This window comes from Paenibacillus sp. JNUCC-31 (assembly GCF_014844075.1).
In the GTDB taxonomy this organism is placed as follows: Bacteria; Bacillota; Bacilli; order Paenibacillales; family Paenibacillaceae; genus Paenibacillus.
The window spans coordinates 6,216,183-6,242,659 of sequence record NZ_CP062165.1; the positions used below are offsets into that span (position 1 = coordinate 6,216,183).

At 45.8% G+C, this 26,477-nt stretch carries 24 protein-coding genes; all 24 read left to right on the forward strand.

What is annotated here, in order from left to right:
• The first annotated feature begins 350 nt into the window (after positions 1-350).
• A complete protein-coding gene (locus tag JNUCC31_RS27400; RefSeq protein WP_024630273.1) occupies positions 351-2,030 on the forward strand; it encodes a ribonuclease J in 1,680 nt (559 codons plus the stop codon).
• 226 nt (positions 2,031-2,256) lie between these two features.
• Positions 2,257-3,018 carry a ClpP family protease gene (locus JNUCC31_RS27405; RefSeq protein WP_192273378.1) on the forward strand — a complete coding sequence of 254 codons (762 nt, stop codon included), beginning with the start codon at positions 2,257-2,259 and terminating at the stop codon, positions 3,016-3,018.
• Complete coding sequence (locus tag JNUCC31_RS27410; RefSeq protein ID WP_192266382.1) at positions 3,015-3,245, forward strand: YlzJ-like family protein; 231 nt, start codon at positions 3,015-3,017, stop codon at positions 3,243-3,245. Before JNUCC31_RS27405 ends, JNUCC31_RS27410 begins: the two co-directional genes overlap by 4 nt.
• Positions 3,246-3,335: 90 nt before the next feature.
• Positions 3,336-6,074 carry an FtsK/SpoIIIE family DNA translocase gene (locus JNUCC31_RS27415; RefSeq protein ID WP_192266384.1) on the forward strand — a complete coding sequence of 913 codons (2,739 nt, stop codon included), beginning with the start codon at positions 3,336-3,338 and terminating at the stop codon, positions 6,072-6,074.
• Between the two features lie 189 nt (positions 6,075-6,263).
• Positions 6,264-7,094 (forward strand): spore cortex-lytic enzyme, encoded by an 831-nt coding sequence (gene sleB / locus JNUCC31_RS27420; RefSeq protein ID WP_192266386.1) that lies wholly within the window; start codon positions 6,264-6,266, stop codon positions 7,092-7,094.
• Between the two features lie 128 nt (positions 7,095-7,222).
• Complete coding sequence (gene yfmF, locus JNUCC31_RS27425; RefSeq protein WP_192266388.1) at positions 7,223-8,503, forward strand: EF-P 5-aminopentanol modification-associated protein YfmF; 1,281 nt, start codon at positions 7,223-7,225, stop codon at positions 8,501-8,503.
• A gap of 3 nt (positions 8,504-8,506) precedes the next feature.
• Positions 8,507-9,787 (forward strand): EF-P 5-aminopentanol modification-associated protein YfmH, encoded by a 1,281-nt coding sequence (gene yfmH / locus JNUCC31_RS27430; RefSeq protein WP_192266390.1) that lies wholly within the window; start codon positions 8,507-8,509, stop codon positions 9,785-9,787.
• 1 nt (position 9,788) lies between these two features.
• A complete protein-coding gene (gene ymfI, locus JNUCC31_RS27435; RefSeq protein ID WP_192266391.1) occupies positions 9,789-10,559 on the forward strand; it encodes an elongation factor P 5-aminopentanone reductase in 771 nt (256 codons plus the stop codon).
• 120 nt (positions 10,560-10,679) lie between these two features.
• Positions 10,680-10,943 carry a DUF3243 domain-containing protein gene (locus JNUCC31_RS27440; protein WP_024630281.1) on the forward strand — a complete coding sequence of 88 codons (264 nt, stop codon included), beginning with the start codon at positions 10,680-10,682 and terminating at the stop codon, positions 10,941-10,943.
• A gap of 198 nt (positions 10,944-11,141) precedes the next feature.
• On the forward strand, positions 11,142-11,909 hold the full coding sequence (locus JNUCC31_RS27445; protein WP_062326108.1) for a DUF3388 domain-containing protein: 768 nt from the start codon (positions 11,142-11,144) through the stop codon (positions 11,907-11,909).
• A gap of 66 nt (positions 11,910-11,975) precedes the next feature.
• Positions 11,976-13,049, forward strand: coding sequence for a helix-turn-helix domain-containing protein (locus JNUCC31_RS27450; protein ID WP_192266392.1), 1,074 nt, complete (start codon positions 11,976-11,978; stop codon positions 13,047-13,049).
• A gap of 37 nt (positions 13,050-13,086) precedes the next feature.
• The gene (locus tag JNUCC31_RS27455) at positions 13,087-13,287 is read left to right on the forward strand and encodes a hypothetical protein (protein ID WP_228469813.1); all 201 of its coding nucleotides are present in this window, start codon (positions 13,087-13,089) and stop codon (positions 13,285-13,287) included.
• Positions 13,288-13,440: 153 nt separating this feature from the next.
• Positions 13,441-13,932, forward strand: a complete 492-nt coding sequence (locus JNUCC31_RS27460) for a YajQ family cyclic di-GMP-binding protein (RefSeq protein ID WP_017689115.1) — start codon at positions 13,441-13,443, stop codon at positions 13,930-13,932.
• Positions 13,933-14,254: 322 nt separating this feature from the next.
• Complete coding sequence (pgsA, locus tag JNUCC31_RS27465; RefSeq protein WP_192266393.1) at positions 14,255-14,842, forward strand: CDP-diacylglycerol--glycerol-3-phosphate 3-phosphatidyltransferase; 588 nt, start codon at positions 14,255-14,257, stop codon at positions 14,840-14,842.
• A gap of 106 nt (positions 14,843-14,948) precedes the next feature.
• Positions 14,949-16,205, forward strand: a complete 1,257-nt coding sequence (locus tag JNUCC31_RS27470) for a competence/damage-inducible protein A (protein WP_192266394.1) — start codon at positions 14,949-14,951, stop codon at positions 16,203-16,205.
• A gap of 236 nt (positions 16,206-16,441) precedes the next feature.
• Positions 16,442-17,506 carry a recombinase RecA gene (gene recA, locus JNUCC31_RS27475; protein ID WP_062326113.1) on the forward strand — a complete coding sequence of 355 codons (1,065 nt, stop codon included), beginning with the start codon at positions 16,442-16,444 and terminating at the stop codon, positions 17,504-17,506.
• Positions 17,507-17,829: 323 nt separating this feature from the next.
• A complete protein-coding gene (locus tag JNUCC31_RS27480; protein WP_192266395.1) occupies positions 17,830-18,567 on the forward strand; it encodes a regulatory protein RecX in 738 nt (245 codons plus the stop codon).
• 310 nt (positions 18,568-18,877) lie between these two features.
• Positions 18,878-20,419, forward strand: coding sequence for a ribonuclease Y (rny, locus tag JNUCC31_RS27485; protein ID WP_062326115.1), 1,542 nt, complete (start codon positions 18,878-18,880; stop codon positions 20,417-20,419).
• A gap of 169 nt (positions 20,420-20,588) precedes the next feature.
• Positions 20,589-21,383 carry a TIGR00282 family metallophosphoesterase gene (locus JNUCC31_RS27490; protein ID WP_024630289.1) on the forward strand — a complete coding sequence of 265 codons (795 nt, stop codon included), beginning with the start codon at positions 20,589-20,591 and terminating at the stop codon, positions 21,381-21,383.
• Positions 21,384-21,500: 117 nt separating this feature from the next.
• Positions 21,501-21,761 (forward strand): stage V sporulation protein S, encoded by a 261-nt coding sequence (locus JNUCC31_RS27495; protein WP_019005392.1) that lies wholly within the window; start codon positions 21,501-21,503, stop codon positions 21,759-21,761.
• A 91-nt stretch (positions 21,762-21,852) separates the two neighbouring features.
• Positions 21,853-22,839: a dipeptidase gene (locus JNUCC31_RS27500; protein ID WP_192266396.1), complete on the forward strand. Its 987-nt coding sequence runs from the start codon at positions 21,853-21,855 to the stop codon at positions 22,837-22,839.
• Positions 22,840-23,063: 224 nt separating this feature from the next.
• Entirely contained in the window at positions 23,064-23,636 is a 573-nt protein-coding gene (gene pduL / locus JNUCC31_RS27505; protein ID WP_062326117.1) for a phosphate propanoyltransferase, read from the forward strand.
• 311 nt (positions 23,637-23,947) lie between these two features.
• Positions 23,948-25,504, forward strand: a complete 1,557-nt coding sequence (miaB, locus tag JNUCC31_RS27510; RefSeq protein WP_192266397.1) for a tRNA (N6-isopentenyl adenosine(37)-C2)-methylthiotransferase MiaB — start codon at positions 23,948-23,950, stop codon at positions 25,502-25,504.
• A gap of 258 nt (positions 25,505-25,762) precedes the next feature.
• Complete coding sequence (locus tag JNUCC31_RS27515; protein ID WP_379378566.1) at positions 25,763-26,227, forward strand: YlbF/YmcA family competence regulator; 465 nt, start codon at positions 25,763-25,765, stop codon at positions 26,225-26,227.
• Positions 26,228-26,477 lie beyond the last annotated feature (250 nt).

The following is a 26,477-nucleotide window of genomic DNA, read 5'->3' on the forward strand; positions in this document are numbered from 1 at the left end:
AGACAGGGAAACGTACAGGTTAACGAGAGAGTGACTTGTTTTTTTTGTTTTTAATCATGTATAATGATGTCAAGTGACTGGGTGCGGTATTTTTTTGAAATTGAAAGCGACATCGTTTCTCGGTGTGGCTTTATGGTGAAAAAGGAAGGAACGGCTAAGAAGGATCATTTCAAGTCCAACTAGTTGGAAAAGGGGAATAACTTCGAAGAACTTCTTCCAAATATCGTGAATAAAGGTGCTCTTTTGCATTCATCCCTATATACGGGCATGGGTGTAATGGACTGCTTTTCTTAACTTACAATAAAATAATAAGGTACGACGTCCAACTACCATAGGAGGTTTAGATTCATTTGTCTAAGAAAAATAACAACGATAAACTGATGATTTTTGCTTTGGGCGGCGTAGGCGAGATTGGTAAAAATATGTACGTCATCCAATACGCTAACGACATTGTAGTCGTAGATGCTGGTCTTAAATTCCCGGAAGAAGATATGCTTGGAATCGACATTGTCATTCCTGACATTTCTTACTTGACTGAAAACCGTGACAAAGTAAGAGGAATTATTTTGACTCACGGACATGAGGATCATATTGGTGGTTTGCCATATGTTCTCAAACACCTGAATGTTCCCGTTTACGGAACAAGACTTACGCTCGGACTTGTAGAGAACAAGCTGAAAGAAGCCAATTTGCTGGGTGAAACAAAACGCATCCTGATTGATGCGGATTCCGAGATCCAACTTGGCTCTGTATTAAAAGCAACGTTCTTCGCTACTAACCATAGTATTCCGGATTCCGTCGGCGTATGTGTCGAAACACCAGAAGGAGCAGTTGTTCATACAGGTGACTTCAAATTTGACCACACTCCAGTCAATGGTCAGTATGCAGATCTCCAGCGTATGGCCCAGATCGGAACGAATGGCGTACTCGCTCTCTTGTCCGATAGTACCAACGCAGAGAAACCTGGATTTACGCCTTCGGAGAAAAATGTGGGTATCGTTCTGGAAGACATCTTCCGCAAAGCAAGCCAACGTGTCGTTGTAGCAACATTCGCTTCCAACGTACACCGGATTCAGCAGGTTATCAATGCAGCTGAAGTGACTGGACGTAAAGTCGCAGTTATTGGGCGCAGTATGGTAAATGTGGTGGGTATTGCTTCTGAACTGGGTTACCTTGAGATTCCAGACGGTATGATCATTGAGCCGGAAGAAGTAGGCAAAATGGCTGCTGACCGTGTAGTAATTCTCTGCACAGGTAGCCAAGGCGAGCCGATGTCAGCATTGACACGTATGGCTCGTTCTACTCACCGTAAGGTAGATATTTTGCCAGGTGATACAGTAATTATCGCAGCAACACCAGTTCCGGGTAATGAAAAATATGTAGGCCGTACGATTGATGAACTGTTCCGTTTGGGTGCCAATGTACATTATAGCGGTGCAAACAGCGGTGTTCACGTATCGGGTCACGGTAGCCAGGAAGAGCTGAAACTGATGCTTAACCTGATGAAACCGAAATACTTCCTGCCGATTCACGGTGAATTCCGTATGCAGCGCCGTCACGCGGTACTGGCTGAATCTGTAGGTATTGATCCGGACAACATCTTCATTACGGATATCGGTGAAGTGGTAGAGATTCAAGGCGGAGCAGCACGTAAGGCAGGTAAAGTGACTGCAGGTAACGTGTTGATTGACGGTTTGGGTGTAGGCGATGTAGGTAACATCGTATTGCGTGATCGTAAGTTGTTGTCACAGGATGGTATTCTGGTTGTCGTGGTAACACTGAGCAAACAGGATGGCAAAATTGTTTCCGGTCCGGACATCATCTCCCGTGGATTTGTCTACGTACGCGAATCGGAAGGACTGCTTGATGAAGCCAATCGCATCGTCAGCAGCACATTGCAGAAGTTGATGAGTGAAAACGTTAACGAATGGGCTTCACTCAAAACCAATGTTAAAGATGCACTCGGACGCTTCTTGTATGAGCAAACTCGTCGCAGACCGATGATTTTGCCAATCATTATGGAAGTTTAAAATAAATCAAACAAAAACATAAATTCAGGCACACAGTCGCCCCTTCTCTACGAGTAATATTGGACGGTTCCTCGTAGAGAAGGGGCTTTTTTGTTGTTTTCTGGCCCTGCACCAGATTATGGAGAAATTGATGAGTATTCGGGTATAAGGCAGCTGGAACATTCCCCATACTAAGGAAATACATTAAATGTTTCTGGAGAAGGGGATAAATGGAATGAATGAACACATGAGTAACAAACAGACATCGAAATCGAATCAGCCGGAAGTAGAAGCACCGGATATGCCTGCACAGGAAGAAAAGGCGATGTCTCCGGTGACAGAGGCGATCCAGCAATTTGGACAAACACAATCCCCGGCAGGGGAATCAAACATCTTCTGTATGACCATTATCGGTCAGGTGGAAGGGCATTTAATTTTACCTCCGCAAAATAAAACAACAAAGTACGAACACATCATTCCACAACTGGTTGCTGCTGAGCAGAACCAGAGGATTGAAGGCATTCTGATTATTTTGAACACAGTGGGAGGAGATGTGGAGGCAGGTTTGGCTATTGCCGAAATGATTGCTTCGCTTAGCAAACCAACGGTTACGGTCGTTATTGGAGGTGGTCACAGCATCGGGGTTCCGATTGCGGTAGCCTCTACCTATTCTCTGATCGCGGGGAGTGCAACCATGACCATTCATCCCATTCGTATGAACGGGCTAGTAATCGGTGTACCACAGACTTTTGAATACATGGAGAAGATGCAGGAACGGGTTGTAAGATTTGTGACTTCACATTCGAATATTTCCGAGGATATGTTCAAGGAACTAATGTTTAAAACAGGTGAACTCAACCGGGATATCGGAACTGCTGTGGGAAGTGCAGATGCGGTTAAATACGGATTAATGGATGCCGTAGGCGGGATTGGGCAGGCCATCGCCCAGTTGAATCAGCTTATTGGGGACAAAAGACAGACGCTGCAGGCAGGAGGTTATACCCAATGACACTCTATACTGTGATGCCACCTGAACAATTGTGGTCAGGGATGTGGAAAGAGGCAGAAGACACACGGGAGATCAAGATAAACGGATTATTGATGCAGGTCAGACCTGTAAATGAAAATGAAGCTGTCATTGTTCGCTTGCTCGATTGCCCACTGCAAGCTTATCTGAATCCTGCAAATATGCCCGGTTCTACTGTTCCTCTTTCAGGTAACGCGGGGCCAGCATAACGTGACGAAATAAGACAAATTGAGCAGAAAAAGAACATATGTACGGATTATATTTGTATGGTATAATATTCTTCTGGGGGTGACCTGATTTTGGCCAGAAGAAAAAAGAGGAAAAAAAAGGGCGCAGCATTTAGCGGCGTTTTAAAATATGAAATATACGGGATTGTGCTTATTACCCTTGCCGTTATTGCCTTGTCGGGTGAAGCAACCGTAGGACGTTCGCTGTCCAAGATGTTTGGATTGATGCTTGGCAAGTTCTATTTTGCGATTCCGCTTATAGGAATTTACTATGGTCTAATGGTGATGATTCATCGGAAATGGCCAAGCGGTTGGACAACGCGGAAGACAGGACTTGTATTGCTGGTGTTTGCCCTGACCATGATGAGCACGGTCTCAGCCATGCACCAGAAGCTTATTCCGGTCGGAGCGCTTGAGCCTGGTGCCGTAATTACGCAGATACATAATGATATGCAAACCGAGTTGCTCACGCCTGCCGTGCCAGGAGAACGGGATTCCATGCTCAATAAGGACATCAGCGGCGGTTATATCGGAGCAGCGCAGTTTGCCTTGTTCCTGTGGCTGTTTGGCAGCTTGGGGGCACGGTTGATTATGATCGTCATGTTCATTATCAGTTTCATGCTGGTTACCAACCTTTCTTATGTCGATCTGATTCGCATATTCCGAACCAAGGTATGGGATGCGGGAAGTGCCATGTACAAGAAGCTGGAGTCTAGACCGGCATCACGCACTGTATCTGGTTCTGCGGGCAAGAAGAACGGAAACACCCGTAAAGTGGTCCCTGTTCCGGTGGATGATTATGAAGAGGATGAAGAGGACATGCCAGATCAGCAGCTACCCAAACGGAAAGCGCCAATTTTCTTCCAGCTTTTCGGAAAGTGGGGTTCTGATCGGGAACAGGCAAAAGCGGAACGGGAATTGGGTCAGGAAAATGATCCTTTGCACTCTGAGCAGGTCGTATATCGCGCTGACCAAGATAAGCTCGCTGATTCATGGCATGATGAGCCGATTGTCGCATCCGATGCACCGGCTCCCGCAGCAATTCCTGTACAATCGAGGCCCAATTCGGCTCCAATTATCCGTGATTTCTTTGAACATGTCAGAGCTGAGGATTCAAGCAAAGAGGATGATTTGGACGATGCCTATCCTTTTCCGGATGATCTGACGGATAATATGCATGGAGACGAGCCTCTGATCAAGGTTTCAGATGAACTGGTGGATACCAATGAGTGGTCTGGAGCGGGACATACCGGAACAGATGTGATGGACGCTATCGATGGTGCTATGGATGAAGAGTCCACACGGAGCAATGCCGCTAAAGAAGCAGGCATTCCGGATGCGGAGGGGCAGGAAGTACTGCCTGTTAAGCCACCGCCACCACCTCCCAAACCTTATAAGCTCCCGTCGTTCCGCCTGCTTTCCAAGCCGAACACTGGAGGCAAGGGAGGGGACCAAAAGGATTATATGCAGACTGCACGCAAGCTGGAAGCGACGCTCGAGAGCTTCGGTGTTCGCGCCAAAGTGCTTGAAGTAGTTAGAGGTCCTGCGGTTACACGTTATGAAATCCAACCTGATATTGGTGTGAAGGTTAGCAGGATCGTAAGTTTGACAGACGATATTGCATTAGCCTTGGCGGCAAAAGATATTCGGATGGAAGCGCCGATTCCTGGTAAATCTGCTATCGGTATCGAAGTGCCCAATGGAGAGGTGTCCGTTGTAACAATGCGGGAAGTCATGGAGACGGCCACATTCCAGGATGCGGAGTCCAAAGTAACCATTGCATTTGGACGAGATATCTCTGGGCAGACGATCATCGGTAATTTGGCTCGTATGCCCCATTTGCTGGTAGCTGGTGCTACGGGTTCAGGTAAATCCGTTTGTATCAACGGTATTATTACCAGCATCCTTTACAAAGCGAAGCCGGATGAAGTGAAATTCCTGATGGTCGATCCCAAAATGGTCGAACTTAACGTATATAATGGGATTCCGCATCTGATGGCACCTGTCGTAACTGATCCCAAAAGAGCTTCGTTGGCTCTCAAAAAGATCGTTGTTGAGATGGAGAAAAGATATGAGTTGTTCTCCAAATCGGGTACACGTAATGTGGAAGGTTACAACAACTTGATGAAAGATAACCCAGCGGCGCTTTTGCCTTATATCGTTGTTATCGTGGACGAGTTGGCCGATCTTATGATGGTCGCGGCAGGTGATGTGGAAGATGCCATCGCTCGTTTGGCTCAGATGGCGCGTGCAGCCGGCATCCATCTGATCATTGCCACACAGCGCCCTTCGGTGGACGTTATTACCGGCGTAATTAAAGCTAATATTCCTTCCCGAATTGCCTTCGGCGTATCATCACAAGTCGATTCTCGAACCATTCTGGATATGGGTGGGGCCGAGAAACTGTTGGGTCGTGGGGATATGTTGTTCATGCCAATGGGAGCTTCGAAACCTGTTCGTGTTCAGGGAGCTTTCATGAGTGATGAGGAAGTTGAAAATATTGTAAATTATGTGCGTGGACAAGGGGAAGCACAGTATGACGAATCCATCGTGCCTGAGGTGGATGATTCCATTCAAGCGGCAGATGAAGTACAGGATGAGTTATATGAACAGGCGGTACAGATTATTTTGGAGGCCAAACAAGCTTCGGTTTCTCTGCTTCAACGTCGAATGCGAGTCGGTTATACACGTGCAGCGCGTCTGATTGACTCTATGGAAGCCAGAGGCGTGATTGGTCCTTACGAGGGCAGCAAACCTAGGGAGGTACTGGTTTCCTTGGAGCAGTATCAGCAGAACAAAATAAGCTCTTAATACACATGTATATGCACAAGATTGAGCCCTCAACCATATTGGTTGAGGGCTTTTTTTGCATGCCAGAGGACTGAAGTTTTACCATGATGTCCAATGATCGGCTGATTTGGTGCATAGGAACGAAGCGTGCTTGTCATAATAACGTTAGCGATTCTGTTAATCCCACAAGAGAAAGGTAGAGCACAGTCGATGCGAAAAATAAACATATGGCTTTTCACTGCTATTTTGCTGATGTCCGCATTGGGAATTCGTTATTTGCTTCCTGGAAATACAGCAACTGAAAGTCCGAACCAGAATACCCCGCAGGTTGAGGAAAAGTCCCTGCCCACGTTTAGTACCAACGCTGTGAAATACGGAAGTTACGGTCAGGATGTATATGAGTTGCAAGGACGGCTGAAGTACTTGGGATTTTACAATGGTAAAATCGATAGCAATTTCGGCAGCAGCACACTGAAATCGGTAAAATGGTTTCAATCTGAATTTGGCATGAAGGTAGATGGAGTGGTTGGAGCCAAAACCAAGCTGAAACTGTACAATGCTTCCAAACAGTGGTCGCCAACAGAAACACCGTTGCACAAGGATCAGGCTTCAGGAGATAGCGGTGACAATAACAATACTGCAGACAAAGAGCAAGATAACATGGGTTCAGCGAATTCTATGGGTTTGTCTGAGAACGAAATCAAAATTATGGCCAATGCCGTATATGGTGAATCTCGCGGAGAACCATTTGAAGGCCAAGTGGCAGTTGCTGCAGTTATTCTGAATCGCGTTAAATCGCCAAGTTTCCCCAATACACCTTCAGGCGTTATCTTCCAGCCCGGTGCATTTACAGCTGTTGCAGACGGCCAGATCTATTTGGAGCCAAATGCACAGGCCAAAAAAGCAGTTGAACAGGCAATGAATGGTTGGGACCCATCCGGTGGTTGCCTCTATTATTTTAATCCGAAGACTGCAACATCCAAATGGATCTGGACACGTCCTCAGGTAAAAACAATCGGGCAGCATATATTCTGTATGTGATGATCTTGGAAGCAACCAGAAGGCGTGACTTTGGTTGCTTCTTGCCTTTTGATTGGGTTAAAATGGTTGTTACGTTTAAGCTTCACCATTATCGCATGATAAATGACGCCGTAAAGGGGTTTTGACTTTTGAATACATCAGGATTCGAACGAGGCAGCCGAAAAGAGTTCCGCATACATGTTCTTCCTACGAAACGCTTTAAGACATTTGCAATATCACTTTACGCAGGGGTTCCCCTGCAGGAAGATACGGTTACCAAAGTAGCCTTAACGCCTTTTGTGCTTCGACGTGGGACCGAATCGTATCCGGAAACAACACAATTTCGAGAACAACTGGAACATTTGTATGGGGCGGGTTTTGGTTTTGATGTCTATAAGCGCGGTGATTACCAAATCGTTCAGTTCCGTATGGATACCATCAATGATTCGTTTGTTGGCGGGGACGAGCAATTATTGGATCGCTCTTTTGCCTTTTTGGGAGAAGTGCTGACACGTCCTGCACAGGAGGATGGACATTTCCGGACGTCTTATGTACAAGCTGAGCGGGAAACTGTCCGCAAAAAGCTTGAATCCGTCGTAAATGATAAAATGCGCTATGCAGCCGAACGCAGTATTGAGGAAATGTGCAAAAGCGAACCTTACCGCTTACACCCATTGGGTGAGCGCAAGGAATTACCAAGTATTGAACCAGATACACTGACAGCTTCGTATCAGGAGTGGTTGCAGCAGGCGAGTATGGACCTGTATGTGGTGGGTGACACCACACTGGAAGAGGTAGAAGATCTGGTTCAACGCTATTTTGATGTGGATCGTGTTTCTGCTGTCAATTATCAGACCCAGAAAGCCATTCGCGGAGACAAAGAAGTGGAAACAGTCGTGGAACGTTTGAATGTTAGCCAGGGTAAGCTTAACATGGGATTGCGTACGTCGATCACTTATGGCGACCCGCAATATGCGGCTGCACTAATGTATAACGGTATTCTTGGGGGATATCCTCATTCGAAGCTATTTGTTAATGTTCGTGAGAAAGAAAGTCTGGCGTATTACGCTTCCTCACGTTATGACGGCCACAAGGGAATTGCGACCATCCAATCCGGTATTGAAATTCCTAATTACGAAAAAGCCGTCAAGATCATCAAGCAGCAGCTGGATGAAATGAAAAATGGCACGATCAGTGATCTTGAGATGTCCCAGACCAAAGCGATGATTCGTAATTTGCTTAAGGAAATGCAGGATTCTGCATTTGAGATGATCGCTTATGATTTTAACCGACAGTTATCTGGCAAAGAGCGGACGGCCGAAGAACTGCTGGCTCAGGTTGAACAAATCAGCAAAGAAAATGTTCGTGAGGCGGCAGAACAATTCCGTCTGGATACGATTTATTTCTTGCGTGACGAGAAGGAGGAATAATCGGTGGAGAGCATAAAATACGATCGTTTGCAAGAAACGCTGTATTATGAAGTGATGGATAACGGGCTGCATGTTTATATTTTGCCAAAACCGGGATTCCAGAAAACATATGCTACATTTGCAACCAAATACGGATCAGTCGATAATCATTTTCAGGTTGAAGGGCAGGAAGAAGTTAAGGTTCCCGACGGTATTGCCCATTTCCTGGAACACAAAATGTTTGAAGAACCGACAGGCGATATATTCGCCACGTTTGCTTCTCATGGTGCATCTGCCAATGCATTTACCAGTTTTGATCAGACCGTTTATTTGTTTTCAGCAACGGAATTTGTGAATGAAAATATACAAACATTAGTTGACTTTGTGCAAAATCCGTACTTCACAGATCAGAATGTGGAAAAGGAAAAAGGGATTATTGCTCAGGAAATTAATATGTATGCTGATAATCCGGATTGGCGTGTTTACTTTGGTCTGATCGAAGCGATGTATCAGAAACATCCAGTGCACATTGATATCGCTGGTACTGTTGAATCCATTGGCACCATTACCAAAGAAACGTTGTATTCGTGCTATAACTCTTTTTATCATCCGAGCAACATGCTTCTGTTCGTCGTGGGAGGAGTAGATCCGCAGGAAATCATGGATATGGTTCGTTTGAACCAGGCGAAGAAAAATTATGAGCCTCAAGGGCAAATCAAGCGGATATTTGAACCGGAACCCGAGCAAGTGGGAGAAGCCAGACGTGAAGCAAAGTTGGCAGTTTCCCTTCCAAAATGTCTGTTTGGTTTCAAAGAAACGGATGTGGGACTTACCGGAGAAGACCTGTTACGCCGGGATATAACAACCAAGCTAATGATGGACTTGCTATTTGGTTCCAGTACCCCGTTGTTTCAAAAACTGTATGATGAAGATCTGATTTCGGACAGCTTTGGACATGAGTATAATAGTTCGCCTCAATATGCTTTTTCTGCAATTGGCGGCGACACCAAAGACCCGGATCAATTACTTGCCCGCATCCGAGAAGAAGTGGATGCTATGGTCGAAAAAGGATTTGATGTAACTGACTTTGAGCGCGCACGCAAAAAGAAAATAGGTGGATACTTGCGTATGCTCAATTCTCCGGAAAATATTGCGCATGAATTCACACGTCAACAATTCCGTGGTGGTGATTTTTTCAACATGCTCCCGTTGTACGAGTCGCTTACACTGGAAGAAGTAAATCGCAGATTAAAAGAGCATATTCGCTGGGATCAGCTGGCAATATCGCTTGTCGTGAGTCCTTGATATGGAGAGGGGAACGGGACAATTGAAGCCAATTGGGGAAATGACAGTACTTGTGACGGGCGCGAGTGGAGGCATTGGAGCAGCCATTGCTGAGCGCTTTGCGAAGGTAGGCATGAATGTAGTCATCCACTATATGAAATCGCATGAAGCAGCCAATGAGGCAGCGAGAAGATGCATGGAACAAGGCAGCGGTAAAGTGATGACGGTGTCCGCTGATCTGCGCAGTCGGGAACAAATTGAACGTATGCGTGAGAAGCTGGAATCCCATGAGCTCATGCCGGATATTCTGGTAAACAATGCGGGAATTTCACATTATGGGATGCTGTCTGATGTTACGGAAGAAATTTGGGATGAAGTGATGGCGATCAACCTGAAAGGCATGTTCATGTGTACACAGGAAATGATGCCACACATGATCTCCCAAAGATACGGTCGAATCATTAATGTTTCATCAATCTGGGGGTTGTCTGGTGCTTCCTGTGAAGTGCTGTACTCTACGACCAAGGGCGGTGTAAATGCATTCACCAAAGCTCTTGCCAAAGAGCTGGCTCCGTCTGGTGTAACGGTAAATGCTGTTGCTCCCGGTGCAGTCCAGACGTCCATGTTGAACCATTTGGATCAAAGTGAACTAAAAATGCTGGAAGAGGAAATTCCGGCAGGAAGACTAGCCCAGCCTGATGAAATATCTTCACTGGTTTACTTTCTTGCACTGCCCGAGTCCGGGTACATTAATGGCCAGATCATAAGCCCAAATGGTGGTTGGCTCACTTAATAAATTTTGGTTACAGTTAATCGTCAATTACTTCAAAATTGCTCGTATATAAAATGTCCAGAAAGCACATATTACAACTGTTGATTTTAAATCTCATGCGTCAGCTAAGGAGGATTTATCATGTCAACAGAAAAAACAGTGCTCTCAAGTTTTGACACATGGAAGAAGTTTTTGGGTGACCGCGTAAAGCAAGCAGAAAAGATGGGGATGAATGAAGAAACCATCAACAAACTTGCATACGAAATCGGTGACTTCCTGGATGAGAAAGTCGATCCGGCGAACCATTCCAACCGGGCATTGAAAGAATTATGGGATGTCGGCGATGCAGATGAGCGTCGTACGATTGCGTGCCTGATGGTCAAATTGGCCAAACAAAACGCATAAGAGTTTCAGATGGAAAGCTCCCGCAAGGGGGCTTTTCTCTAATGATTACAAACGGATTACAGAGCTGTTCTTGTAATTCATTTTCATTTTATATATCATTAACGTGACCCATTTTTAGAAGATGTCTCAGATTGACGTCCAGTGGATGCGTTCTGTTGCTGTCGAATAATGTGGAATAATGCTTTACGGGGTGTTGAAATGGAATCTAAACAATGGTATATGGAATATAAAATACATAAGAACAGACCCGGTCTGTTAGGGGATATTGCCTCTATGCTGGGGATGCTTGAAGTGAATATATTGACCATTAACGGTGTTGAGGGCAAAACCCGGGGAATGCTGCTGGAATCGGATGATGATGAGAAGATCCGTCTGCTGGGTGAAATGCTCGGCAAAGTGAACAGCATAACCGTGTCTGCTTTGCGCCAACCAAAACTGGTAGATATTTTGGCTGTTCGGCATGGTCGCTATATTGACCGTGATTCGGACGACCGCAAGACATTCCGTTTTACACGGGACGAACTTGGGTTACTTGTGGACTTTTTGGGTGAAGTATTTAAAAGGGAAGGCAATCAGGTAATCGGATTGCGGGGAATGCCGCGTGTCGGCAAAACGGAATCCATTATTGCGGGTAGCGTATGTGCGATGAAACGCTGGACATTTGTTTCTTCCACACTACTTCGTCAGACCATTAGGAGCCAACTATCCGAGGACGAATTGAACCCAAACAATGTGTTTATCATTGATGGAATTGTTAGTACCATTCGTTCAAGTGAACGGCATTATAATCTGTTACAGGATATTATGACGATGCCTAGTACCAAAGTCATTGAACATCCGGATATTTTTGTCCAGGAGTCCGAATATGATTTTAACGACTTTGACATTATTATCGAACTTCGCAACAATCCAAATGAAGAAATTATTTATGATACGTTTACGGGTAGCTACACCGACGAACTGTAATGCTCCGTACGGAATCATGGAATAGATAAGCAACAACTTAAGAGATAAACATAAGGAGGAGATGGCATGTCTGAACTGGGTCAGCAGTTAAGAGAGGCCCGGCTGCAAAAAGGGATGAGTCTTGACGATGTACAGGAAATGACTAAAATTCGCAAGAGGTATTTGGAGGCCATAGAAGCAGGAGACTACAAAGTGCTGCCTGGCAGCTTCTATGTGCGTGCTTTCATCAAAACCTATGCGGAAACGGTGGGACTGAATCCTGATGAGCTGCTGGAGGGACATAAGAAAGATGTACCTGCAGAAGAAACGGAAGCAACAATGGAACCGGTTATTCAGAAGCGTTCAAGTCGTCCGGTTGAACGCAGTAACCGTTGGATGTCCGTTGCACTGATGTGGACATTTCCGGTTTTAATTCTTGTGCTGTTGTATGTGTATGTAGTGATGAACAAGGATGATTCGGATACACAAGGGCTGGATGAGACCAAGATTACAGACAGCCAGCAGCAACCTCAGGATAAACCGGATAAGCCTGTAGATAATGGCCAGGCTTCTAATCCTCCAGCTGATGAATCAGACAGCGGGCAAACCGATGAAGGTAAGGCCGGCGGTAACGGTGGGGGAACTACAGAAGGACAGACAGATGGGCAAACAGACGGACAAACCGACGGACAAACGGACGGAGGAACGCCGGATGAGAATGAAGAGAACCCGACGGATAACCCGTCATCTGTTGTAACCGTCGCTGAAGACGGAAAATCAGGCAACATTACGAACTTTAAAGTGAACGGCAGTGCGGGTAAGCCTGTAACGGTTACGATTAAAGCAACAGGAAATAGCTGGCTGGAAGTATATAAAGGCGAAAACTCTAGCGGAGAGAAGTTGGAGTATGGCAATACCGCTGACGGTGACAGCTATACGTTTGAATTGGACAGTACAGGAATGTACATTAAGTCCGGTTACGCTGCAGCGACCACCATTGAGGTTGGTGGTCAGGTCGTAACAGATGGTAAGGCGACGAACCGAATCCGTTTAAAACTTGGGGATGACACAGGAAGTACTGCTACTTCCACTGGACTTGAAGGCAATACTGATAATAGCACAGAAGGAGCAGCCGACGGCTCCACCACTGGCGGCGAATAACCAAGTCGACTGTGGGAGACAATAATTTTGTCTTAACTTGCAGTCAACTTTTGGTGAAGTGAGGTGGATGGCTGTGACAGTCAGCTGGATCGTAACAGGTTTAGGGATCATTGTCAGCCTCCTGGGTTATTACTTGACCCCATCTGCCTGGGGTTACGGAATTTTGGGCTTTGGGCTTGCGCATATCCTTCTGGGTGTGCTCGATATGTTTAGACAACCCAATCGCAGCCGTTATTAGAAAGGCAGTTGTATGACGAGCATTTTTGGCAACCACTTGGAGTGGCGCCAAAAATGCTTTTTTATTTTGAAATACCTCGTAAAATTAGACTTTTGCTTGATGTATCCTCTATAATGTTACAGTACATACGATTAACTGAAAGGGTGACTGGTTTTGAGTTCAGAAAATTCATTTGATATCGTGTCCAAAATGGACTTGCAAGAACTGACAAATGCCGTTACACAAACGGAAAAGGAAATTGGCACGCGTTATGACTTCAAGGGCAGCAAGAGCAGTCTGAAACTGGATAAGGATGCGTTAACGATCGTATCTGATGATGAGACCAAACTCAAGGCTGTCATTGACGTACTGCAATCCAAAATGGCTAAGCGGGGCTTACCTTTAAAAAACATTGATTATGCAAAAGTAGAGCCGGCTTCTTCAGGTACAGTCCGCCAGCGTTTGAATTTCAAACAGGGGATTGATCAGGATATCGCCAAAAAAATCAATATTTTGATTCGCGACTCCAAGATGAAAGTAAAAAGTCAGATTCAGGGAGATCAGCTCCGGGTAACAGGTAAAAGTAAAAATGATTTGCAAGCAGTCATGCAGCTGTTAAACGGTGCGAATTTGCCACTGGATTTGCAATATACAAATTTCAAGTAATATGGCTTTTTGTAGCTAAGCTTGTTTTTTGACACTGCAATTGGCGTATATTATACTAAGTGTGCATTGCTGGCAGATAAGCATCAAAGCCCAGTCATCATCGTTTGCTGACTTTGTGAAAAGCAGTACATCTTCTGGAAGTCACCGGAACGTTTTAAACGGGTTTTGCGTTTGAGCGGTTGACTTTATTTTTTGCGTTTTTACATAGTGAGAGCACTGTAGTGCTGATTGACGGCAAAAACTGTAAATTCATGTTCCGGATGATGAATACGGGATTAAGATGAATGTTTGGAGTATTGGAGGATAAGAGGGAGGGCGTCTTGTGAATTTACCCAACCGGATTACGCTTGCACGAATTTGCTTAATCCCTTTTTTAATGGTGTTCCTGCTCGTTGATTTTCCGTTTTATCCAGAACCGTTGCAATTGGGAAGCTTCTCGCTTCCATATAATCAATTGATTGCTGCTGTTATTTTTATCATTGCAGCCAGCACAGATGGAATTGATGGGTATCTGGCTCGGAAAAATAATATGGTCACCAACCTGGGGAAATTGCTTGATCCGCTGGCTGACAAGTTGTTGGTTACGGCGGTGCTGATTTCACTTGTGGAAATGGGCAAGCTGGATTCCTGGATTGCTGTCGTAATTATAAGTCGTGAGTTTGCGGTTACCGGATTGCGTCAAATTGCACTATTAGATGGGTCGGTTGTCGCAGCAAGTGCCTGGGGCAAGTTGAAGACTGTCGTGCAAATTGTAGCTATTGTGCTGCTATTACTGAATAATTTCCCGTTCTCATTCACGGGTGTTCACGTAGACGTTATCGCCGTTTGGGCTGCAGCAATTATTACCATCTGGTCAGGCATTGATTACTTTATCAAAAACAAAAGTTTGTTGCATATATCAAAAGCGTAACTGTTTGATGTAAAAAGGGTAATCATGAAGGAATCATTTGCACAAAGGGCAATAGGAAACCATCCTATTGCCCTTTGATCACTCACCATGTACAGGAGGATGTTGAATGAAGGCAGAAATCATTGCAGTTGGCACAGAGCTGCTACTTGGACAAATTGTGAATACCAATGCCAGATATCTATCCCGTGAGTTGGCTGCGATCGGGATTGATGTATATTTCCAAACGGTGGTTGGTGATAATCTGAATCGACTTAGTGAAGCCATTCGCATCGCTCAAGGACGTGCAGACGTCATTTTATTTTCCGGGGGCATCGGTCCTACACAGGATGATCTGACCAAGGATGCAATCGCGGAGGTTTTGAATCGGAAGCTGCATATAGATCGAATGGCCATGGACAAAATTGAGAGCTTCTTCCGAGACCGCAATGTGGACATGACAGAAAATAATCGTCGTCAGGCGATTGTAATAGAGGGCGGGACACCGCTGGCAAACGAAACAGGTCTTGCAGCAGGAAATGCGATATCTGACAATGGCAAACATTATGTGGTAATGCCTGGTCCACCAAAAGAGCTCATTCCCATGTTCGAACAGGAAGTCAAACCATGGTTGTTCCAGCATGTACTTACAAAAGAAATGCCGATCTATTCGAAAATGTTGAAGTTTGCAGGGATTGGCGAATCAGCATTGGAAGACCGACTCCTTGATCTTATAGATGCACAGACGGACCCTACGATTGCCCCCTATGCAAGTGAGGGAGAAGTTACAGTACGGGTATCGACCAAGGCTCCGAGTGAAAGTGAGGCCAAGCTGAAGCTGGATGCCATGGAAGTTCAGATTCGGGAACGATTGCCAGAACATCTCTACGCGAACGAGGATGTGCCTATAGAGTACACTATTGTAACGATGATGTCTGATATGGGTTTGTCTCTTAGCGCGGCGGAGAGCTGCACAGGAGGGCTTGTCATGCAGAGTCTGACTTCCATTCCTGGCAGTGCATCCATGCTTAAGGGCGGAATTGTTTGTTATTCCAATGAGATCAAGGAAAAGTTGCTCAATGTCCCGCATGACTATCTGGAAGGTGAAGATGCACCTGGTGCAGTAAGCCCGGAAGTTGCCAAAGTGCTTGCAGAGCAGATCCGCATGATCGGGGATGCAGATTTCGGTCTGTCTGTTACAGGTGTCGCTGGGCCTGGTTATTCGGAACGGAAACCGCCAGGACTTGTTTTTATTGCGTTGGCTGAACGTGGAAAAGAAACAGAAGTTCATGAACTGCGTATTAATGGAAATCGGGAGACGGTTCGCATCCGTTCAGCAAAAGCGATTCTCTACCGTTTGTGGCGTAAACTTGTGGAAATGGACTAAGCACCTCGGATTGCATTTGCAGGTGGAAGCAAGTATACTTAAAGAAGACGGAAGAACCGTAGAATCAGGCTTTAGAGCCTTGTTTACGGTTCTTTTTTCTGTTTAATGGAAAGTTTCCCTGAGGAAGAGGCGCCTCGGCCTTCACAAAAAAAACGAATGTATGTTCGAAAAAAAGCTTGGCAAACGTGTAAAAACAAGGTATCATTATCTTATAAACAGTAAAGGGTGTGAGCTTATTGTCAGACCGTCGTGCCGCGCTTGATATGGCGCTCCGTCAAATAGAGAAGCAATTTGGTAAAGGATCCATCATGAAACTGGGTGAGTCGACTCACATGAATGTGGAAATTATACCCAGCGGTTCCTTGGCTTTGGATATTGCATTAGGAACAGGCGGCTTGCCTAAAGGCCGTATTGTTGAAATATATGGACCGGAATCCTCTGGTAAAACAACCGTAGCATTGCATGCGATTGCTGAAGTACAACGAGTGGGTGGACAAGCTGCATTTATTGATGCCGAGCATGCTCTTGACCCACAATATGCAAGTAAACTTGGGGTTAACATTGATGAATTGCTTTTGTCTCAGCCAGATACGGGTGAGCAAGGTCTTGAAATTGCAGAAGCTCTTGTACGTAGTGGCGCTGTGGATATTGTCGTTATTGACTCTGTGGCTGCACTGGTACCAAAAGCAGAAATCGAAGGTGAAATGGGTGATTCCCATGTCGGTTTGCAAGCGCGTTTGATGTCTCAGGCGCTACGTAAGTTGTCTGGTGCAATCAGCAAATCCAAAACAATTGCAATCTTTATCAACCAACTTCGTGAAAAAGTCGGTGTAATGTTTGGTAACCCAGAGACGACACCAGGTGGCCGTGCTCTGAAATTTTATTCCACGGTACGTCTGGATGTGCGTCGTATTGAGAGTATCAAATCAGGAAATGACATGATTGGTAACCGTACGCGTATTAAAGTCGTGAAAAACAAAGTAGCACCTCCGTTTAAACAAGCGGAAGTAGATATCATGTACGGTGAAGGCATTTCGAGAGAAGGCAGTATCATTGACATTGGTACAGAGCTGGATATCGTTAACAAAAGTGGTGCATGGTATTCTTACGAAGGCGAGCGTTTAGGCCAAGGCCGTGAGAACGCGAAGCAGTTCATGAAAGAGCATAAAGAGATTGCTGAAATCATTGAACAAAAAATTCGTGAAGCCAGCAACCTGACAACTGCTGTTCCTGCGCCAACGACTGAAGATCAACAAAAAGAAGCGGCAGAAGAACAAGAATTATTTGAAATTAACGAGTAACCCTCTGGCCTCCGAAGCTTGTTTAATTGAGCCTGGCTTGATTTAGATGCTAAAGTGACTGGGTGTGTACTCGCGCGTCCAACAGCCTCTGTCCGAATGGACAGGGGCTGTTGGCACGCTTATTGTTAGTGAGAGGCCGGACACTGTTTCCGGCCTTTTATATTAGCTGGATGTCATTTGTGGATACGTTAAGCGTGCTTTAGTGACGCTGCGTTGTCTCAAGGAAGATGTGCTATGTTTATTTGAAGAAGTCTTTGTTTTGCTGTGTGCTTTAAGACAGATCATGCAGTTCAGCACAAAACGATGTGGAAGGGGAGAGCTGAATGGATCAACATGATGAGGATTTATATGAAGAAGCAGAGCTTGAAGGAATCTCACAATTCCCGGATAACGAAGAACTTACCATCTCACGGGTTGAACGTACAAAGAGCAGGGAAGCTCGTTACCGAATTACTTTTGGTTTACACTCAATCACGGTTCTTGAAGATGTGATGATTAAATATCGGATGACCCGAGGCAATACGTTTATGAAGAAGGACTTGGAAGATATCATTGTAGCTGACGAGCGACAACGGACGTATGTGCAGTCTTTGCGATATCTGGAGCATAAACCACGCACACGCCATGAATTAAGTCAGAAGCTTCGTCAGAAAGAGTTTGCTGCACCCTTGATTGAAGAGGCACTGGACCGGCTTGAGAGGGAGGATTTGGTTGATGATGAACAGTTCGCGAAGGAATGGACCAGGCAGCGTATGGAGGGCCAGCGGAAGGGAAAACTGTGGATAAGGCAAGAGCTGCGTCAGAAGGGCATTGCCAATGAACTTATTGCGGAAGCGCTGGAAGGTATAAGTGCGGATGCGGAATTTGAGACGGCTTTAACCGCTGGACGCAAAAAGTGGAATCAGGTCAAAGGAGACATCAAGGAGAAGAAACGTAAAACGCTTCCCTTCTTGATGCGGCGGGGTTTTTCCATGGATATGGTGCGCCGGGTCGTGAATTGTTTAATTGAAGAAGATGAGGCGGGGGACCCCGAAGAAGACGAAGCGTTGTTATGGGATTAGCAGAGAGGACTCACTATACTGCATTCTCTTGACAATTTCTTTCGTCAAATACTAAAATGGACATGAGTCTGTAAGAAATGGACAACCCTTTTTCCTTCCAAAAAAGCGGTTTCTGTTTTTAAAGATTTAAACCATTCATGATTATGGGTTCGCTGGAAACGGTGAATAGTACATGGAAGCATGTACATGTGAAATGAAAATCGGCGGGGGATCGCCGTGAGTATTCGTTATTCCCAAACATATGTAAGGCTTGAAAACAACAAATTGACCCAAGGAGTGCCTTGGAGGAACCAACGAGGAGGTGAACAGTATGGACATCGTAATCACGATCGTTCTCGTTGTGGCCGCGCTCGTTATTGGGTTCGGAGTAGGGTATTTTATTCGCAAATCTCTTGCAGAGGCTAAAATCTCCAGTGCGGAACAAGCTGCCGTGCAAATCGTGGAGAACGCGAAGAAAGAGGCAGAGGCACTGAAGAAAGAAACGGTGCTGGAAGCGAAGGACGAGATTCATCGCATTCGCGCCGAAGCTGAAAAAGACACTCGTGAACGTCGGAACGAAATTCAACGACAAGAAAGACGATTGTTGCAAAAAGAAGAGTCGCTGGATAAAAAATTGGAATCACTCGAACGTAAAGAAGAGCAAGTGGCTAACAAAGAGAAACGAATTGATGAGACACAGCAGCAGATCGAGATGATCTACAAAAACCAGGTGACGGAGCTGGAGCGCATATCCAACCTCACCATGGAAGACGCACGCAGTATCATACTGTCCAACGTAGAACAGGAAGTTCGTCATGAGACGGCTCAAATGATTAAGGACATTGAACAGCAAGCGAAGGAAGAAGCGGACAAAAAGTCCCGCGAGATTATTACACTCGCCATCCAACGCTGTGCGGCTGATCACGTGGCGGAGACAACCGTATCCGTTGTTACTTTGCCAAATGAAGAAATGAAAGGCCGGATTATCGGTCGTGAAGGACGTAACATCCGTGCGCTTGAAACCCTTACTGGGATTGACCTCATTATCGATGATACGCCAGAAGCTGTTATTCTGTCGGGCTTTGACCCGATTCGCCGTGAAATCGCCCGTACTGCCCTCGAGAAATTGGTGGCTGATGGACGTATTCACCCGGCACGGATTGAAGAGATGGTGGAGAAATCCCGCAAAGAAGTGGACGAGCGTATCCGTGAATACGGTGAGCAAGCTACCTTTGAAGTGGGCGTGCATGGTCTGCATCCGGACTTGATTAAAATTCTGGGCCGGTTGAAGTTCCGTACAAGCTATGGTCAAAACGTCTTGAAACATTCGATGGAAGTCGCTTATCTGGCTGGATTGATGGCTGGCGAACTCGGAGAAGACGTAACCCTGGCAAGACGTGCAGGTCTATTGCATGACATTGGTAAAGCGCTGGATCACGAAGTGGAAGGATCACACGTCGAAATCGGCGTGGAACTGGCGAAGAAATACAAAGAACATCCGGTTGTAATCAACAGTATCGCGTCCCATCACGGGGATTGCGAAGCGACTTCGGTTATTGCGATGTTGGTCGGCGCAGCAGATGCGCTCTCCGCAGCAAGACCAGGCGCACGCCGCGAAACGCTGGAAACGTATATCAAACGACTGGAGAAGCTGGAAGAGATTTCAGAGTCGTTCGAAGGTGTCGAGAAATCGTACGCCATTCAGGCAGGACGCGAAGTTCGCGTTATGGTACAGCCTGAGAAAATCGACGATGCAGAAGCATTCCGCCTCGCACGTGACATCACGAAGATGATCGAGAACGAACTCGATTATCCGGGTCACATTAAGGTCACCGTCATCCGGGAAACCCGTGCGGTTGAATACGCAAAATAGAGTATTACGGAAAAGTGGCCGCAGTAGCGGGCCACTTTTCCTGTTGATAGCCTGAATAAAGGTATTTTTATAACAAACAAACACATCTTGAACATGTGATAGAGGTCCTGCGAAGCTTTGGATGCTTTGAAGAAGGCTGCGCTTGGTAGGGATTAAGGAGGCAGTAACAATGAAAGTTTTGTTTATTGGTGATATTGTGGGTAACGTGGGGCGCAAGGCATTAAAGGAAAACCTTCCCTACCTGAAAACGAAGTATAAGCCACATGTGGTCATTGTAAATGGAGAAAATGCAGCAGCAGGCCGAGGAATTACTGGCGCAATAGCGAATGAATTTTTCAACTGGGGTGTACATGGGATCACCCTTGGTAACCATACCTGGGATAATAAAGACATATTTGATTTTATAGATGATGAACCACGCATGATTCGTCCTGCGAACTTTCCACCAGGAACACCAGGCCGAGGATACACGGTAGTCAAAGGTGAAGGCAAGGAGCTGGCCATTGTCAATCTGCAAGGACGGACGTTCCTGCCTGCTTTGGATTGTCCGTTTCGCGTTGCCGATGAAATTGTGGACGAGCTGCGTCAAGACCATAAATGCATTCTGGTCGATATGCATGCTGAAGCAACGTCAGAGAAGATTGCCATGGGCTGGCATCTGGATGGGCGTGCATCGCTGGTCGTAGGTACACATACACATGTGCAAAGCAACGATGATCGTATTTTGCCTGGAGGAACAGCTTATTTAACCGATGCTGGCATGGTAGGACCGCGTGACGGCATATTGGGCATGGAGCGTGAAGCGGTGCTTCGCAAGTTCTACACTCAGCTTCCAGTACGATTTGTTGTTGATGATGGCAAGTGGCATTTCCACGGTGTATTTGTGGAGATTGATGAAGCCACAGGTGCTGCAACACGCATTGAGAAGATTCGTCTGATGGAGGACGAGTGGCGCATGGAATAGGGGTATTGTCCCATTTTGATGGGAAACCCCTCTAAAAAGAAGGAATTTTTTTGCCTCCCGCGAATAACATCTAGTAAGTGGAAACAAACATTCAACATTCCCAGGGAGGTACTTACCATGGAAGTATTAAAAGTTTCAGCAAAGTCCAATCCCAATTCCGTAGCCGGCGCTCTTGCAGGTGTTCTTCGTGAACGTGGAAATGCTGAACTGCAGGCAATCGGAGCGGGAGCACTGAACCAAGCCATTAAAGCGGTAGCGATAGCCCGGGGATTTGTAGCACCAAGCGGAGTTGACTTGATTTGTATTCCAGCTTTTACAGACATTGTGATCGACGGCGAGGACCGAACGGCCATTAAGCTGATTGTGGAGCCCAGATAATACATGCACTTATGCATTGAACCTGTTTACGAAGTAGACAGGTTTTTTTGCGTTTTATTGCATAATATAACGTGTAGAAGGAGAGATTGTGATGCACAACTGGCGAATAGCCGATTTTCATTGTGATGCCTTAAGTAAAATGCTGATGGACCCTGCCCTTCCTTTTGAAAATGCACCAAAGCTGGATGTGAACCTGGAGCGCATGAGCGAGGGCGGCCTTGGTTTACAGGCCTTTGCGATTTATTTGCCCGAGGTGCTGGGCAGAGGCAAGTTTGAACATGTGATGGGACAGTTGGATATCTACCGCAAGCGAGTTCAGGTAAGCAACGATCGCTCTGAAGGCATACATACACTATTATGGCGAGAACAGCTCACACAGGTGGGGCAGATGGGCAAAACCTGGGGACTGCTTACACTGGAAGGAGTCGATGGACTGGAGAGCAATCTCTTTTATCTTGAGTTGTGTTATCAAATGGGTGTGAGGATCGTTGGGCTTACCTGGAACTATGCCAATTGGGCAGCAGATGGTGTGCTCGAAAAACGCGGGGCTGGTCTGACGGAAAAAGGCAGGGAACTGGTTCACCTGTGTAACCAAATCGGCATGTTGCTGGATGTTTCACATCTCACCGAAAAGGGTTTTTGGGAACTGGCCGATCTGAGCGAACGTCCGTTTATCGCTTCGCATTCCAACAGTTATACGGTTTGCCCGCATGTGCGAAATCTGAAGGATGATCAGATTCGAGCCATTATTGCCCGGAAAGGGCGTATCGGATTGACGTTTGTCCCCTGGTTTGTGAAACAGGATGGTGAAGTCCATATCGAAGATCTGTTGCCTCATATTGAGCAGGTTTGCGCCCTGGGTGGGGAGCGGCATCTGATGATGGGTTCTGATTTTGACGGAATATCTACGTATATCCATGAGCTTGAACATACCGGGCAGTATCCAAAGCTGATAAATACGCTCCTCAAGCACTACGATGAATCACTGGTTCGTGGTTGGATGTGGGGGAATGCGATGAGTTATTTAGGAGAAAATCTGCCGGAGAACGATATGAAAACAGAACATGTAAAATCATAAAAATCTTGATTCCTGAAGAGTCGCCTGAAGTAAACGTGATGGAAGCGGAACTCGACCATGTTCAGATGGAATTACCAAATGTAGGGGATACATGATTGAAAAATAAGTGTATTTCATGAATTTTCAGCAGTTCGTTTTCATTTCACTTCAAAAAGGGGTATAATACCATAGGATTGTTAAGAGCCTGGCTACAGGCCATAGATAAACAAGGAGTGAAATTCACAATGAGCAAAACAGTATCTGTGGGCGTATCTGCCCGTCACATTCATGTATCTCAAGAGCACGTTGAAATTTTGTTTGGCAAAGGCTACGAATTGACTGAGTTTAAACCTCTGTCCCAACCTGGGCAATATGCTGCTAATGAAACCGTAGCGGTGATTGGTTCGAAAGGACAGTTTGATAAAGTGCGTATTCTTGGACCTGTTCGTCCGGAAACACAACTTGAAATCTCGATGACAGACTCTTTCGCCATTGGTGTTAAGGCACCTGTACGTGAGTCCGGAAGCATTGAAGGCACCCCAGGTATCACAATTAAAGGACCTGCTGGTGAAGTAACGATTGATAAAGGTGTTATCGTTGCTGCCCGTCACATCCATTTCCATACGTCTGATGCTGCCAAATGGGGCATTGAGGACAAACAAATGCTGAAAGTTCGTCTGGGTGGAGATCGTGGTCTGGTTCTGGAAAATGTACTGGCTCGTGTATCGGATTCTTTTGCACTGGACATGCATATTGATACGGATGAAGCTAACGCAGCAGGCGCTCGTAACGGCGATACTGCAGAAATCATCGACTAATTACAGGTAATCATCATCAGCCGTGATCCTGGCGGTTTGAATGATCGTATAAACCTGAGTATATCCACAGCGTCGCTACATTCGACCTGAGGGTAAGCTCAGGTTTTTGTATGTTTTCGGCTTACTTAGCAGACCTGCTTCAGATTTCGGGATAGGCGAAGGGGCTGCGGCTTTGGATGTGGAACTACAGCCCAATTCATGTTATAATTTGCTGTAATGCTCTTTTGATGTATAAAGCGTGCAAATCACGTGAAACAAGATGAAATAACGAAATTTTTATTAATAGAGGCTGTAAGGAGTGACCGAAGGAAATGGCTAAAGACTCAAAAAAGGATTACTCCCAATATTTTGATTTCTCCGATGCCAAAGTAATTTCGCAAGATGAATTCAGCAAAAAGATAAGAATACGGGGCCGGGAGATTAATATCAAGTCGGAACCCAATCATCGTCAGGAGAAACAACGGGGCAAGGAAGACGTCCAGGTGCTATACGAAACGGCTGTACCCGATGAACTGAAAAATGTGGGTAAAGGCAAACACTATATCGTATACACGTATGGATGCCAGATGAACGAGCATGATTCGGAGACCATCAAGGGACTGCTTGAATCGATGGGATATCAGGCTACCGAAGATCGCAAAGAAGCAGATATCATTCTGTTAAACACGTGTGCAATTCGGGAAAATGCGGAAGATAAAGTGTTTGGTGAGCTCGGTCATCTGAAAACCTTGAAAACCGAGCGTCCAGGCTTGTTACTGGGTGTATGTGGCTGTATGTCACAAGAAGAAGGTGTCGTGAATCGGATTATGCAGAAGCATGGCTTTGTGGATATGATTTTTGGTACGCACAACGTGCATCGGCTGCCACATCTGATTCAGGAAGCGCTGTTCAGTAAAGAAATGGTTGTTGAGGTATGGTCCAAGGAAGGCGACATCATTGAGAACCTGCCGAAAAAACGTGAGGGCATGCGCGGCTGGGTGAACATTATGTATGGTTGCGACAAGTTCTGTACATATTGCATTGTTCCGTTCACCAGGGGAAAAGAGCGCAGTCGTCGTCCAGAGGACGTCATTGCTGAAGTTCGTGAGCTAGCCAGACAAGGTTTTAAGGAAATTACATTGCTCGGTCAGAATGTGAATGCCTATGGCAAAGACTTTACGGATCTGAAGTACACCTTCGGCGACCTGATGGATGAAATTCGCAAAATCGATATTCCGCGGGTCCGGTTTACAACGAGTCATCCACGTGACTTCGATGATCATCTGATTGAGGTGCTTGCGAAGGGCGGGAACCTGGTGGAACATATCCATCTACCAGTGCAGTCCGGTAGCACGGAAGTGCTAAAACGTATGAGCCGCAAGTACAGTCGGGAACACTATTTGAAGCTCGCTGACAAAATTAAAACGGCAATCCCCGATGTCGTGTTAACCACTGATATTATCGTTGGTTTTCCGGGCGAAACGGATGAACAGTTTGAAGATACGTTATCACTGGTCAGGGAAGTCGGCTACGACTTTGCCTATACATTCATCTACTCTCCGCGTGAAGGTACACCTGCTGCGGTGATGGAGGATAACGTGCCGATGGACGTGAAGAAGGAACGTTTGAAACGCTTGAACGAGACGATCAACGCATACAGTCATAGCAGCAATGAAAAGCAGCGCGGCAAGGTCGTTGAAGTGCTTGTCGAAGGCGAAAGTAAACGGAATTCCAATGTTCTGGCGGGGCGTACACGCAGCAACAAGCTGGTACACTTTGAAGGACCTAAAGAATTGATCGGTACTTTTGTACAAGTGGAAATCACCGATCCGATGACTTTTTATATTCGGGGCAATCTGCTCTCAGAGCCAGTAGCCGCCAATCAGTAATACACAAACCTAATAAGATGAATTTTGGTGGCTTAATATAAAGGTTTGGACATACAGCGCAAGTAGCGAAGGGAACGGAATCGATTCTGTAGAAGCGAAGCGTTCGCCTTTGTCTCCGAATTTTAAACCTTTGAAAAATATAATCAAGAAAATTTGGAGACAACAGCGATCAAAAGAACGATCCGTAACCGTAGCGCTCATGGAGCAATCGTCTGAATTTATATGGAGCCAGGTTTTCATCTTATATCATCTCATAGAATGGAGCGATTTCGAGTGGCGCAGGAAGAAGTGCAATATAACCATTATGGAATGCCTACCTACGATACGCGCAATCTGGTCATACGCGACGACATTATGGGAAAAGCCAAAGAATTGGCTGAGATGCTTGGAACGAGTGAGGAAGTGAAACAGTTCCAACAGGCGGAATCCAAAATTCGTGATCATGAACGCATCCAGCAATTAATTGCAACGATCAAGAAAAAGCAAAAAGAGATCGTTGCTTTTGAAAGCTTCAAAAATGCAGAGATGGTCAGCAAAATTGAACAAGAAATTGAAGATCTGCAGGACGAGCTGGACAGCATTCCACTGGTTACGGAATTCCAGCAAAGTCAAAGTGATATCAATTATTTGCTCCAGCTTGTGATCTCTGTAATTCGGGATACGGTCTCCGAGAAAGTGAACGTGGAGGCAGGTACGGATTCACCTCCGACCAGCTGCGGGTAAAAACGGAAGGGTGCGGACGCAGTCCGCGCCTTTTTTGCTCATCTCCGAAAGGTTAAGCTTCGGAGTTTTACCTATCTGGTAAAGAAAACATCGATCCTATGCATCTGGCCTTCTAATCATGCCTATAAGCGTTTTTCGTACCTAACCTTTACCATACGTAGCTTTATTAATCAGGAACTTGCCCTCCAACTAGGAGGATACGCTCGTATGGCAAGCTCCACATTGTGGGGTTATTTTGTGTGGTGGTCTG

Excerpts from the sequence above, each read along its gene's own strand:
- JNUCC31_RS27500 (WP_192266396.1), top strand. The coding sequence starts at position 21,853 with ATGCACAACTGGCGAATAGCCGATTTTCATTGTGATGCCTTAAGTAAA.
- pduL (WP_062326117.1), top strand. The coding sequence starts at position 23,064 with ATGAGCAAAACAGTATCTGTGGGCGTATCTGCCCGTCACATTCATGTA.
- JNUCC31_RS27490 (WP_024630289.1), top strand. The coding sequence starts at position 20,589 with ATGAAAGTTTTGTTTATTGGTGATATTGTGGGTAACGTGGGGCGCAAG.
- rny (WP_062326115.1), top strand. The coding sequence starts at position 18,878 with ATGGACATCGTAATCACGATCGTTCTCGTTGTGGCCGCGCTCGTTATT.
- JNUCC31_RS27515 (WP_379378566.1), top strand. The coding sequence starts at position 25,763 with ATGGAGCGATTTCGAGTGGCGCAGGAAGAAGTGCAATATAACCATTAT.
- JNUCC31_RS27480 (WP_192266395.1), top strand. The coding sequence starts at position 17,830 with ATGGATCAACATGATGAGGATTTATATGAAGAAGCAGAGCTTGAAGGA.
- JNUCC31_RS27495 (WP_019005392.1), top strand. The coding sequence starts at position 21,501 with ATGGAAGTATTAAAAGTTTCAGCAAAGTCCAATCCCAATTCCGTAGCC.
- ymfI (WP_192266391.1), top strand. The coding sequence starts at position 9,789 with ATGGAGAGGGGAACGGGACAATTGAAGCCAATTGGGGAAATGACAGTA.
- JNUCC31_RS27440 (WP_024630281.1), top strand. The coding sequence starts at position 10,680 with ATGTCAACAGAAAAAACAGTGCTCTCAAGTTTTGACACATGGAAGAAG.
- sleB (WP_192266386.1), top strand. The coding sequence starts at position 6,264 with ATGCGAAAAATAAACATATGGCTTTTCACTGCTATTTTGCTGATGTCC.
- JNUCC31_RS27470 (WP_192266394.1), top strand. The coding sequence starts at position 14,949 with ATGAAGGCAGAAATCATTGCAGTTGGCACAGAGCTGCTACTTGGACAA.
- JNUCC31_RS27445 (WP_062326108.1), top strand. The coding sequence starts at position 11,142 with ATGGAATCTAAACAATGGTATATGGAATATAAAATACATAAGAACAGA.
- JNUCC31_RS27410 (WP_192266382.1), top strand. The coding sequence starts at position 3,015 with ATGACACTCTATACTGTGATGCCACCTGAACAATTGTGGTCAGGGATG.
- miaB (WP_192266397.1), top strand. The coding sequence starts at position 23,948 with ATGGCTAAAGACTCAAAAAAGGATTACTCCCAATATTTTGATTTCTCC.
- JNUCC31_RS27405 (WP_192273378.1), top strand. The coding sequence starts at position 2,257 with ATGAGTAACAAACAGACATCGAAATCGAATCAGCCGGAAGTAGAAGCA.
- JNUCC31_RS27450 (WP_192266392.1), top strand. The coding sequence starts at position 11,976 with ATGTCTGAACTGGGTCAGCAGTTAAGAGAGGCCCGGCTGCAAAAAGGG.